The sequence below is a fragment of the Nocardia sp. NPDC060249 genome (assembly GCF_042728755.1).
Taxonomy (GTDB): domain Bacteria; phylum Actinomycetota; class Actinomycetes; order Mycobacteriales; family Mycobacteriaceae; genus Nocardia.
Genome location: NZ_JBHXAQ010000022.1, coordinates 47,028 through 57,685, shown reverse-complemented (window position 1 = coordinate 57,685; position 10,658 = coordinate 47,028). Strand labels below are relative to the sequence as shown.

Annotated in this window: 12 protein-coding genes and 1 other RNA gene; 7 read left to right on the top strand and 6 right to left on the bottom strand. The window is 69.9% G+C overall.

Annotation, left to right across the window (positions count from 1 at the left end; all coding sequences use genetic code 11):
- Window positions 1-232: 232 nt before the first annotated feature.
- A complete protein-coding gene (locus ACFWFP_RS33950) occupies window positions 233-1,093 on the bottom strand; it encodes an SURF1 family protein (protein ID WP_379302014.1) in 861 nt (286 codons plus the stop codon).
- Window positions 1,093-1,596 carry a low molecular weight protein-tyrosine-phosphatase gene (locus ACFWFP_RS33945; protein ID WP_379302012.1) on the bottom strand — a complete coding sequence of 168 codons (504 nt, stop codon included), beginning with the start codon at window positions 1,594-1,596 and terminating at the stop codon, window positions 1,093-1,095. The genes ACFWFP_RS33950 and ACFWFP_RS33945 overlap by 1 nt, the downstream gene beginning before the upstream one ends.
- A 44-nt stretch (window positions 1,597-1,640) precedes the next feature.
- Here ACFWFP_RS33945 and cobC point away from each other — a divergent pair, with 44 nt between their 5' ends.
- Together cobC and ACFWFP_RS33935 are read left to right on the top strand one after the other, a co-directional pair.
- Window positions 1,641-2,798: an Rv2231c family pyridoxal phosphate-dependent protein CobC gene (gene cobC, locus ACFWFP_RS33940; protein WP_379302010.1), complete on the top strand. Its 1,158-nt coding sequence runs from the start codon at window positions 1,641-1,643 to the stop codon at window positions 2,796-2,798.
- Between the two features lie 117 nt (window positions 2,799-2,915).
- Window positions 2,916-4,031 carry a Nif3-like dinuclear metal center hexameric protein gene (locus tag ACFWFP_RS33935; RefSeq protein WP_379302008.1) on the top strand — a complete coding sequence of 372 codons (1,116 nt, stop codon included), beginning with the start codon at window positions 2,916-2,918 and terminating at the stop codon, window positions 4,029-4,031.
- A gap of 6 nt (window positions 4,032-4,037) precedes the next feature.
- Here ACFWFP_RS33935 and ACFWFP_RS33930 read toward each other — a convergent pair whose 3' ends face one another.
- Window positions 4,038-4,640, bottom strand: a complete 603-nt coding sequence (locus ACFWFP_RS33930; protein WP_379302006.1) for a hypothetical protein — start codon at window positions 4,638-4,640, stop codon at window positions 4,038-4,040.
- Between the two features lie 134 nt (window positions 4,641-4,774).
- Here ACFWFP_RS33930 and ACFWFP_RS33925 point away from each other — a divergent pair, with 134 nt between their 5' ends.
- The 3 genes from ACFWFP_RS33925 (at window position 4,775) to ACFWFP_RS33915 (ending at window position 7,491) form a co-directional block, all read left to right on the top strand.
- The gene (locus ACFWFP_RS33925; RefSeq protein WP_379302004.1) at window positions 4,775-5,512 is read left to right on the top strand and encodes a zinc ribbon domain-containing protein; all 738 of its coding nucleotides are present in this window, start codon (window positions 4,775-4,777) and stop codon (window positions 5,510-5,512) included.
- A gap of 16 nt (window positions 5,513-5,528) precedes the next feature.
- Window positions 5,529-6,659, top strand: coding sequence for a bifunctional RNase H/acid phosphatase (locus ACFWFP_RS33920; protein ID WP_379302002.1), 1,131 nt, complete (start codon window positions 5,529-5,531; stop codon window positions 6,657-6,659).
- A 142-nt stretch (window positions 6,660-6,801) separates the two neighbouring features.
- Window positions 6,802-7,491 carry a S1 family peptidase gene (locus ACFWFP_RS33915; protein WP_379302000.1) on the top strand — a complete coding sequence of 230 codons (690 nt, stop codon included), beginning with the start codon at window positions 6,802-6,804 and terminating at the stop codon, window positions 7,489-7,491.
- A 64-nt stretch (window positions 7,492-7,555) separates the two neighbouring features.
- Here the strand turns inward: ACFWFP_RS33915 and ACFWFP_RS33910 are convergent, their stop codons facing one another.
- Together ACFWFP_RS33910 and ACFWFP_RS33905 are read right to left on the bottom strand one after the other, a co-directional pair.
- Complete coding sequence (locus ACFWFP_RS33910) at window positions 7,556-8,098, bottom strand: NUDIX domain-containing protein (RefSeq protein ID WP_379301998.1); 543 nt, start codon at window positions 8,096-8,098, stop codon at window positions 7,556-7,558.
- A gap of 40 nt (window positions 8,099-8,138) precedes the next feature.
- Window positions 8,139-9,026 carry an alpha/beta hydrolase gene (locus ACFWFP_RS33905; RefSeq protein WP_378639450.1) on the bottom strand — a complete coding sequence of 296 codons (888 nt, stop codon included), beginning with the start codon at window positions 9,024-9,026 and terminating at the stop codon, window positions 8,139-8,141.
- 36 nt (window positions 9,027-9,062) lie between these two features.
- On the opposite strand from ACFWFP_RS33905, the gene rnpB reads away from it, so the two are divergent.
- Window positions 9,063-9,470, top strand: an RNA gene (gene rnpB, locus ACFWFP_RS33900) — RNase P RNA component class A.
- Between the two features lie 64 nt (window positions 9,471-9,534).
- Here rnpB and ACFWFP_RS33895 read toward each other — a convergent pair.
- Window positions 9,535-9,909, bottom strand: coding sequence for a hypothetical protein (locus ACFWFP_RS33895; protein ID WP_379301996.1), 375 nt, complete (start codon window positions 9,907-9,909; stop codon window positions 9,535-9,537).
- A gap of 414 nt (window positions 9,910-10,323) precedes the next feature.
- Here ACFWFP_RS33895 and ACFWFP_RS33890 point away from each other — a divergent pair, with 414 nt between their 5' ends.
- Complete coding sequence (locus ACFWFP_RS33890; protein WP_379301994.1) at window positions 10,324-10,656, top strand: hypothetical protein; 333 nt, start codon at window positions 10,324-10,326, stop codon at window positions 10,654-10,656.
- Window positions 10,657-10,658 lie beyond the last annotated feature (2 nt).

Genomic DNA, 10,658 nt, shown 5'->3' with positions numbered 1-10,658 from the left:
CTCTGTTCCCACGCCGCGCGGCGCGGCCGCGGCGGCCCGGCCGCGGACCGGCCACTTCGTGGCCGCCGCTCCCTAGGGGTCGCGGGTGGTGGGTGGGAGTGCGGTCATGGCGGATCTGGGGTGCACGGTGTGGCTGGGGTGCGGTAGAGCTGCGGGCTTCGCGGTGTGCGCAGACGAGAAACAGCGGAGTTCGCGGACGACGTGTTGGATTCGCGGGGTGGCCGAACAGCTGTCAGCGGTTACGGCCGTAGCGGTCCGCTAGGCGGGCTTCTGTGGTGGGTTGGGTGGGGGTGTCTACGGTGGGCGTGGGGTTCGTCGGTGTAGACGGTTGGGCGCGGTCTCGGCGGCGGGCTTTGAGCTCGGCTACGACGAAATAGCCGAGGCCGAGGGGGGCCATCAGGCCGAAGGCGAGCCACTGGAGGCCGTAGGAGAGGTAGGGGCCCGCGTCCAGCTGGGGGAGGGGGGCCGGGGTGAAGGCGCCTGGCTGGTCGGCGGCCAGTTGGAGGTAGCCGCCCTTGTCGGTGCCGGTCGGGATGGGGGTGAGGGGGGTGCCCAGGACGGCCGATTCCTGGGTGGTGTCGACCGTGTACACCTGCCGGAATCCGTCTTGGGTGCTGGGCGTTTTGTCGGGGACCACGCCCTCGGAGGCTCGGACTCGGGCTTCGATGCGTTGCGGGCCCGCGGGCGGGTCGGCGATCGCGGGTGGGCGGGTGCCGTCGACGGAGGCGACCAGGCCGCGGTCGACCAGGAGGGTGCGTCCGTCGTCGAGGCGGAAGGCTGCGAGGACGGCGTAGCCGGGGGCGCCGTCGAGGTGGCGAAGGCGGACCAGGACGGTCGACTCGGGCACGAAGGCGCCGGTCGCGGTGACCTTGCGCCACTCGGTACGGGTGCCGGGGTCGCCGTCGAGCACATCGGTGACGGCCACGGGGTCGGCCTGCACGGAGTCGGCGATCAGCTGGTTGCGGTGCTCGGTGCTGTCGTTCTTGCCGAGCTGCCACGGCGCCAGAACGGTGAAGCACAGGTAGGCGAACGCGGCGACGATCACGGCGAGGATCAGCCAGCTGGGGCGCAGCAGGAAGGTGAGTTTGCGCATCAGAGCTGCACGTCGGCGGGATTGCGCGCGTCGAGTTCGGCGCGGACCCAGTCGAGCAGGCCGGGGATGGCGGCCTCGATCTGGTCGCGGACGAGGTCGAAGTCGGACTGATCGCCGTAGTACGGGTCCGGCACGTCGCGGCCGTCGGCCGCGGGGTCGAAGCTGCGCAGCAGCCTGCGCTGTTCGGTGGGGACGCCGCGGTGCGCGAGCTCGCGGTCGTGGCCGGTGTCCAACACGATGATCAGGTCGGCGTCGCTGTGCTCGGGACCGAAGGTCGCCGCGGTGTGCTCGGTCGGGTAGCCCGCGCGGCGCAGGGTCGCCTCGGTGCGCGGGTCGGCGGCGTCGCCGACATGCCACGAACCGGTGCCCGCGCTGCTCACCCGCACGCGGTGCGCGAGACCCGCTCGGTAGAGGTGCGCCTCGAACATCTTCGCGGCCATCGGTGACCGGCAGATATTGCCTGTGCAAATGAACGAGACATGTAGTGGACCCACGGGAGCCATTCTCGCCCGTGGCGCCGAATCGCCGCCACGTAGGGTGTGCAGTTGTGCTCGAGGACTCTGTCGACCCCGCGATGTTGCGCCACCACGGCGACGTGGAGGCGCGCCCGGGCATGCTCGATTTCGCGGTGAACGTCCAGGGCATCGCCCCACCCGGCTGGTTGCGCGATCGCCTGACCGCCCGCCTCGCCGACCTCGGCCGCTACCCGAGCGCCGACGACGAGCACGCCGCCCGCGCCGCCGTCGCCGCCCGCCACGGTCGCTCTCCCGACGAGGTGCTGCTGCTGGCAGGCGCTGCCGAGGGCTTTGCGATGCTGCCGCGCCTTGCCCCCCGCCTCGCCGCCGTCGTCCACCCGTCTTTCACCGAGCCGGAGCTGGCCCTGCGCGAGGCAGACGTCCCGGTCGCCAGGGTGATCCTGCGACGCCCGTACACCCTCGACCCCACCCTGGTCCCCGAAGACGCAGACCTTGTCGTCCTGGGCAACCCCACCAACCCCACCTCGGTCCTGCACTCCGCGCAGACGATTCAGGCACTGCGCCGGCCTGGGCGGATCATCGTCGTCGACGAAGCCTTCGCCGACGCGGTCGCCGGTCGGCGCGCGCCCTCCGACCTCGCTGACCAGCGCACCTCCCGCTCGTCGCCCGTCGGCACGGCCGGCGTCGATGGCGATCCGGCGCCGGACGGTCAGCTGCTCTGCCACCTCGATTCCGGTGAGGCGGAGTCGCTGGCGGGTCTGTCTGCCCCCGATGTCGTCGTGTTGCGCAGCCTCACCAAGACCTGGGCACTGGCCGGTCTGCGGTGCGGCTACGCCCTCGGCGCCCCCGAGGTCCTGGCCCGTCTGGCCCATGGCCGCCCGCACTGGCCGCTCGGTACCCTCCAACTCGAGGCGATCATCGCGACGGCCGAACCCGCCGCCGTCGCGGAGTCCCAGCGCTACGCCGCCCGCATCGCTGCCGACCGCACCGCGATGATCGACCGGCTCACCGCGCTCGGCCTCGACGTCCACACCCCGGCCACCGGCCCGTTTCTGCTGCTCCACGCCCCCGATGGCGCGCTCCTGCGTAAACGTCTCGCCGACCGCGGCATCGCCGTTCGCCGCGCCGACACGTTCCCCGGCTTGGGGCCCGACCACCTCCGTGTCGCTGTTCGAGGTGCCGCCGAAGTCGACGGGCTGATCGATGCGCTGAACGCGGCACTGTGGTGAATCGGGCACATCGACGGTGAATCGAGCACATCGACGCGGACGCGCGCAGAGCGGAACAGCCGACTCGGCCCGCGTGCGCACCACGACGAACACTCCCACGCAACGAAGGAGGCGGCGGTGACCGACCTGGCCGAACTGATCGGGGTACTCGACGCGGCGTACCCACCGAGACTGGCCGAATCGTGGGACTCGGTGGGGCTCGTCTGTGGTGATCCCGCACAGGAGGTCACCAAGGTGGTCTTCGCCGTCGACGCGACCGCCGCTGTGGTCGACGAGGCAATCGGCTGGGGCGCACAGGCTCTGGTCGTCCACCACCCGCTGCTGCTGCGCGGGGTGGACACCGTCGCCGCCGATACGCCGAAAGGCGCGCTGCTGCACCGGCTGATCCGCTCCGGCTGTGCGCTGTTCTCCGCCCACACCAATGCCGACTCCGCCGACCCCGGCGTCTCCGACGCGCTGGCCGCGGCCGTCGGCCTCACCGTCACCGGCCCCTTGGATCCCACACCGATCGCCTCCGTGGACAAGTGGGTCATCCAGGTGCCGCAGACCCACACGGCTTCCTTGATGTCGGCTTTGTTCACGGCGGGCGCGGGCGCGATCGGCGACTATCGCGAAGCCGCCTGGTACACCGCGGGCACCGGCCAATTCCTGCCCATCGCGGGCGCCGACCCGGCGATCGGCGCGATCGGCACGGTCGAGATCCTCACCGAGGACGCTGTCGAAGTGGTCGCGCCCCCGACCTCCCGTCCGGCCGTTCTCGCCGCCCTGCGCGCCGCCCACCCCTACGAGGAACCCGCCTACCACGTCACCGCACGCGCGCCCCTGCCGTCCTCGCTCGGCATCGGCCGCATCGGTGAACTCGCACAGCCCGAAACCCTGCGCGAGTTCACCGCGCGCGTCGGCGCCGGCCTGCCACGCACCGTCTGGGGCGTGCGGGCCGCGGGTGATCCGGAACGCGTCATCGAACGCGTCGCGGTCTGCGGCGGTGCGGGCGACTCCTACCTCGACAAAGCCATCCGCGCCGGCGTCGACGCCTACCTCACCTCCGACCTGCGCCACCACCCCGTCGACGAACACCTCCGGCGGGGCGGCCCCGCCCTCATCGATGCCGCGCATTGGGCCACCGAGTTCCCCTGGTGCGGTCAGGCCGAACAGTTCGTCAACACCGCCCTGCCCGCGGTGCGGACCCGCGTCTGCGCGCTGCGCACCGACCCGTGGACGGTCAGCGGCTGATCGGTGTCACCACTGCGCCTGACCGGACCACGACCGGGCGAAGTCGGGGTGCGCGCGCACGGTGACCGAGCTCGCGTCCGGTGCCAGAGTCGCCTCGAGGTAGCGGTCGGTGCGCGCGAACATCGCGGGACCGAGCATCACCGCGAGCAGGACGAGCCCGACTCCGGCCGCGCACAGGATCCACGCGACCGCGGACGGGCGGGTCATGATCAGCGCCCCGCCGACGAACAACGGCGCCAGACTGGTCATGTAGTAGGCGATCAGCTTCTTGATGCGCGCACCCGCCCGCGCCGCGCATCGCTCACATTCGGGCCACCGCGCCTTGACGATCGCGAGGGGCTCGTTGCAATCGACCACGAGGGCGCCGAGGGCACTCTTGGGCAGTTCCCACAGCAGTCGCCCGACACCTTCCTGGCGGTAGGCGCCCGGCTTGCCCCAGAACCGCAGGATCTGTTCCTTCGGCTCGATCGCGTCCTGCCCGTGCACGAGACATACCGGGGGTAGCGGCGTTGCCAAGGTCAGCTGGAGCTGGCGCGGTTCGGCGTGGGAATCGAAGACATGTGGTCGCAGCGGCAGTGCCAGGTCAATTCTCGGGTTCGATGTGGTCACACTTGGTTGGACGCGGCCGGGACGCGTTCGGTTCCCGCGTTCGGCGATCTCTTCGGGTCATGGCGTGATCACACCCCGCGGCGCGGTACGGTTGATCGATCCATCCGTCCACTGTGTTCAGGAGTTCGTGCGCGTTGAATGTCGAACCGTCGGTCCAGACCAAGCTGTTGCAGCTCGCAGGAGTCGATGCCGAGTTGACGCGCATCGCCCACCGCCGTTCCGCCCTGCCCGAACAGCAGGAAGTGACGCGTCTGGCGGCCGAACGTCACGGCTATAAGGACGCGGCCGTGGCGGTGGAGATCGGCATCGACGATCTGGACCGCGACATCCGCAAGCTCGAGGGCGAAGTCGACGCCGTCCGCAAGCGTGAGGACCGCGACCGCGGCATGCTCACCGCGGGCACCGTCGCCGCCAAGCAGCTCTCCGAGATCCAGCACGAACTGGGCAGCCTGGAGCGCCGCCGTTCGGTGCTCGAGGACGAGCTGCTGACGGTGATGGAGCAGCGCGAGGCGATGCTCGCCGACCACGACCACGCCGGTGCGCGGCTGAGCAAGGCCGACCAGGATCTCGAGGACGCCGAACGCCTGCGCGACGAGGCGATGGCCGATCTCGAAGTGGCACAGCAGCGATGCGAGAAGGACCGCTCCGAGCTGATCGGTCTGTTCCCCGCCGACCTGATCGCCGTCTACGACAAGCAGCGCGCGGCGCACGGTGTCGGTGCGGCCCTGCTGCAGGCCCGTCGCTGCGGCGCCTGCCGGATCGAGATCGACCGCGGCGAGATGCAGCGCATCGCCCAGGCCGCGCCCGACGCGGTGCTGCGCTGCCCGGAGTGCAGCGCGATCATGGTGCGCACCAAGGAATCGGGGCTGTGATCGCGGCGGTGCGCCGATGACCCAGGTGATCGTCGAAGCCGACGGTGGTTCGCGTGGCAACCCCGGCCCGGCCGGGTACGGCGCGGTCGTGTTCGCCGCCGATCACGTGCGGGTGCTCGCCGAACGCAAGGAGTACATCGGCGTCGCCACCAACAACGTGGCCGAATACCGTGGTCTCATCGCGGGTTTGGCGGCGTCGGCCGAGCTGGGCGCGCGAGTCGTCACGGTGCGGATGGACTCCAAGCTCGTCGTCGAGCAGATGTCGGGACGCTGGAAGATCAAGCACGCCTCGATGATTCCGCTCGCCGAGCAGGCGCGGGCACTGGTCGCCGGATTCGATCAGGTGAGCTTCACCTGGATTCCGCGCGCGGAGAACTCCCACGCCGACCGGCTCGCGAACGAGGCGATGGACGACGGTGAACTCACCGGAACCGTGCGCGCGGCCGTCGCGGCCGGACATGCCGCCGGTGACGCCGTCGCGGTGCCGAAATCGGTTGACGCGAACAAGGTTTCGCCCGGCTGGACCGGCGCCGTCGGCAAGCCGACTCGCCTGCTGCTGCTGCGCCACGGCCAGACCGCGCTGTCGGTGGAGCGCCGCTACTCCGGCCGCGGCAACCCGCCGCTGACCGACCTCGGTCGCGAGCAGGTCGAACGCGCCGCGAAAATGCTTGCCGCCAAAGGTGATATCGCCGCCGTCGTGAGCTCCCCGTTGCAGCGGGCGCGGTCCACTGCCGAAGCCGCGGCATCCGCCCTCGGCGTACCGTTGCGCATCCTCGACGGCCTCACCGAGACCGATTTCGGCGACTGGGAAGGTCTCACCTTCGCCGAGGCCGCCGAGCGCGACCCGCTGCTGCACTGTGACTGGCTCGGCGACCCGTCGATCCCCGCACCCGGCGGTGAGAGTTTCGACCAGGTCCGCGAACGCGTCGAAGGGGTGCGCCGCGATCTGGTGGCGCTGTACCCGGGCCAGAACGTGGTGGTGGTCAGCCACGTGACCCCGATCAAAACCCTGCTGCAGCTGGCGCTGGGCGTCGGCCCGTCGCTGCTGTACCGCCTGCACCTGGACCTCGCGTCGCTGTGCGTCGCCGAGTTCTATCCCGACGGTGGCGCCTCGGTGCGCCTGGTCAACGACACCTCGTACCTGTGAGCTGGCCGCCTGTCACCCGGGCACGGTACGGTCGCCCCGGCGCACGGTCGGCGTAACGACGACGCCGCATCGACCGAAATATCCTCGGGCGTGCGGAATGGGCGCGGCCACACAGGAAAGGTACTTGATGAGGTTTCTACGGATGGCGGCGTTTGCGGCGGCCATCGCGGGGGTGCTCACCGCGTCCGCGGGTGCGGGCAGTGTGACGGCCGATCCGAGCGTGGTGCTCGGCGCGGCTTCGGGCATCGTCTTCGACAACGACTCCGGTTGTTCGCTCACGGCCATCGGCCACGACGGCGCGGGTCGACTCGTCGGCCTCACCGCGGGGCACTGCGCGCCGACCGGTTCGCGCGTCGGCGCCGAGCAGGCGCTCAAGGCAGGGGTGATCGGCACCGTCGCGTACTCCGACGACGGCGACTACCTGGATTTCGCTGTGCTGCAACTGGACGCGTCGAAGGTATTGCCGGTGCGTACCATCGGCCAGACCACCGTCGCCGGTATCGGCGCCTCGCCCGGCCCCGGCACCACGGTGTGCTCGGACGGCCGCACCAGCGGTCGCAGCTGTGGCGTGGTGTGGGGTGAGCTCGAAGGTACCTCCATCAACCAATACTGCTCGCAGCCGGGCGATTCCGGCGGCCCCGTCGTCGTCGGCGACCGCCTCGTCGGCATGAACCAGGGCCGTCTCACCGGCCTCGGCCCGGTCGACTTCGATGTCCCGTGCACCGGCGGCGCCAACCCGATCCACTCGCCCGCCTACTTCCAGCCCATCCAGGTGATCCTGGATGTGCTCAACCGCGCAGGCGGCGTGGGCGCGGGCTTCCAGCCCATCTGATCCACGGACGAAAACACCAGGGGCGCAGTACCGAACAGGTGCTGCGCCCCTTGTCGTCGTGCGATCAGCTGGAGCCGAGACCGCGCTCGTGCATGAGCAGCAGGCCGTAGGCGGCTACCGCGTGGGCGTCGATGATCTCGCCACGCAGGATCATCGCCTCGACCTGCGAACGGGAGAACCGGGCCGTGCGCATGTCCTGTTCCTCGTGCTCACGGTCCGGCTCGCCGGGGGTGAGGCCGGTGGCCAGGAAGCAGTGGCCGCGCTGGTCGGTCAGCGCGGGTGCGGTGGCCAAGGCGCCGAGCGGGGTCATGTGGTCGGCACGCAGCCCGGTTTCCTCCCGCAATTCGTTGTGCGCCAACTCGATCGGTGTCGGTGCGGTGCCCTGTGCCGGGGTGCCCGCCGGGAACTCCCAGCACCGCATGCCCAGCGGGTAGCGGAACTGTTCCACGAGATGGAATCCCGTGCCGTCGAACGGGATCACCAGCGCCCAGTCGACTTTGTCGAGGACGCCGTAGATCCCCACCGATCCGTCGGCCCGCCGAACAGTGTCCTCCCGCAACCGCATCCACGGGTTGGTGTAAATCGTGCGCGAGCTGATCTGTTCCATCCCCCCATCGTGCCCCACGGGTGCGGGGTCTCCGGGCGGTTCAGGGGCGAAGGACCGACACCAGGAAATCGGTCTGGTCGCGCACGACCTGTTCGAAGACATCGTCGAAGTACACGTCGAAGTGGCCGACCGGGTACTGCTTGACCACAGCGTGTTTGGTGCGTTCGGCGGCCTTGCGGGTCGGGCCGGCGGGGGCGATCGAATCGTTTTCGGCGATCGCGTAGAAGACGGGGACCTTCAACGACTTGGCGCGGCGGCCGGGGGAGTCGAACAGGGTCGAGAACGCCACGCGGGCACCCACTTTGGGATCGTAGGTGTCGCTCTCCTCGGCTAGTCGGCCGTAGCCCTCGGGCACGTCGGTGGCACTCATCAACGCCGCGGAGCGTTTGCGCCCGGCCAGGCGGATGCGGACGGGTTTGCGGCGGATCGGGCCGAAGAGCAGGTCGGTGGCGGCGATGGTGGCGACCTTGGTCAGGCTGATCGGGCCCTTCGCCATCCCCGAAGCCCACCCGCTGGTGAACGGCACCTGGGCCACTACCGCGGCGAGGTAGTCGTCGTCGGGCGCCACCGCGAGCACATGCCCCCCACCGAACGAGGTGCCCCACAACGCGATCCGCGTGGCGTCGAAGCCCCGAATGCTGCGCGCGTAGGCGATTGCGGCCTTCCAGTCCTGCCGCTGCCGCGCGATGTTGAGTACCTGGCGCGGCGAACCCTCACTGGCACCGAAATTCCGGTAGTCGAACGCGAGCACCCCCATTCCCGCGGCGACGAACCGCCGCGCATACCGATCCAACCCCATCTCGCGGGTGGCCCCGAGCCCGTGCCCCATGATCACCAACGGACGCGGACGAGGCGCGCCGTCGGGCAGGTAGAGCCACGCGGCGCACTGCTGCTCACCCGAAGGGAAACTGACGTCGACACGTTCCATGAGTCAATACCGTAGCGAGTACTCTGTACCGGCGGGCGAGTCGGCCGGGCGACCGCGGTAACGGGAACGGGCACCAACAGTGCCGCTGCCCGGTGCCGAGGAAAGTCCGGACTCCACAGAGCAGGGCGGTTGTTAACGGCAACCCGGGGCGACCCGCGGGACAGTGCCACAGAAAACAAACCGCCGCACGCACGTGCGGTAAGGGTGAAACGGTGCGGTAAGAGCGCACCAGCGCCCCGGGTGACCGGGGCGGCTAGGTAAACCCCGCCCGGAGCAAGGTCGAAGGTCGCATCGGCAACGGTGCGGCTGCGCAGGTGTTCGAGGGCTGCTCGCCCGAGCCTGCGGGTGGACCGCTCGAGGCACCCGGCAACGGTGTGTCCAGATGGATGGTCGCCCCCCGATGCGAATCGGGGACAGGATCCGGCTTACAGGCCGGCTCGCCCGCCCACGTAACGCGAAGGCGGCGGCTCCCACCGGGAGCCGCCGCCTCGCTTCGCCGGAGAGCGGCTCAGCACATCAGCGTGGACATCTGGTAGACGGCGGTGGCCTCTTCGGTGGTCGCCTCGGTGCTGCCGTTCTTGGCCGCCTTCTTGACCGTGGCGATCGTGTCGGCCTCGGACTTGCCGGCCTTGATCTCGGAGCAGGAGTGGTTCAGCACCGCGGCCACGGCGGCGTCGTCGCGCCCCTGCGCCAGCTTCGGGAAGGCGTTGCGATAGCTCACCACGAACATCCCCGCCTTGCTGGCTTCGACCTGGAAGGAGGGCGCGGGCATGGTGGACGCCGCGGCGGGGGAGCCGGCCGAGGAAGAGTCGTCGCCGCAGCCGGCCAGAAGCAGGGCGAAGACGGTGGCGCTGGCCGCGATGGCGGCGGTAGTTCTACTCACGCAGCGGGATGCTAGCCGCCCAGGAAACACGCCGCTTCCCCTGTGGTTAACGGGAAGCGACATGTTCTGGATCGAACCGGTGAGCTATCCCGGGTTAATTGCCAGCAGATGCGCCCAATAGCTGGCCGCGTCCGGTCCGAGGATCGGCGACAGGTAATCGAAAATCAGCCACGACATACGTTCGCAAACTCCCATTTATCGACGTGAGTGCCGCACAACCCGGCAGCTGCCGAGTGCGCCGCCGCCACAGTAACAATTGCCCGGAACGTCTCGGCGATCGTGTGTCCGGACGGGGAAATTGCGCTGGAACTCGCCGGGAACGTGAGCGAGGTCATAGAGTGATCGCCGTCGGCAGGGCTCGCTGCCACTTCCTCGGGCCCAACTCACTCGATCGCGGAAGCAGGTCACATTTACATGCGGGTAGTTCGTTCCATTGTCGCCGGTGCACTGATCGCCGGAGCCGCTGCGGTTTTCGCAACGCTGGGTGCCGGTTCGGCGAGCGCGGTCGCGGTGACCCCGCTCAACGGTGGGGTTCAGGTCGACCTCAGCCCGGCTGATACCGCCTGGGTGCACCAGTCCCGATTCGGCCTGACCGTCGCCGGTCTGCCGCACCCGTCGGCGGCCTCGTTCGGTCAGGCGCTCGACGCGGCCGCGACCGTGTCCTCCGCGGTGCCCAACGGCCGGGTCACTTTCACGGTGTACGGTCCGCTCGATCAGCTCAACGGCACCATGCTCGCACTGAAGTAGGA

Excerpts from the sequence above, each read along its gene's own strand:
- ACFWFP_RS33920 (WP_379302002.1), top strand. The coding sequence starts at position 5,529 with ATGACCCAGGTGATCGTCGAAGCCGACGGTGGTTCGCGTGGCAACCCC.
- ACFWFP_RS33910 (WP_379301998.1), bottom strand. The coding sequence starts at position 8,098 with ATGGAACAGATCAGCTCGCGCACGATTTACACCAACCCGTGGATGCGG.
- ACFWFP_RS33890 (WP_379301994.1), top strand. The coding sequence starts at position 10,324 with ATGCGGGTAGTTCGTTCCATTGTCGCCGGTGCACTGATCGCCGGAGCC.
- ACFWFP_RS33950 (WP_379302014.1), bottom strand. The coding sequence starts at position 1,093 with ATGCGCAAACTCACCTTCCTGCTGCGCCCCAGCTGGCTGATCCTCGCC.
- ACFWFP_RS33905 (WP_378639450.1), bottom strand. The coding sequence starts at position 9,026 with ATGGAACGTGTCGACGTCAGTTTCCCTTCGGGTGAGCAGCAGTGCGCC.
- ACFWFP_RS33945 (WP_379302012.1), bottom strand. The coding sequence starts at position 1,596 with ATGGCTCCCGTGGGTCCACTACATGTCTCGTTCATTTGCACAGGCAAT.
- ACFWFP_RS33915 (WP_379302000.1), top strand. The coding sequence starts at position 6,802 with ATGGCGGCGTTTGCGGCGGCCATCGCGGGGGTGCTCACCGCGTCCGCG.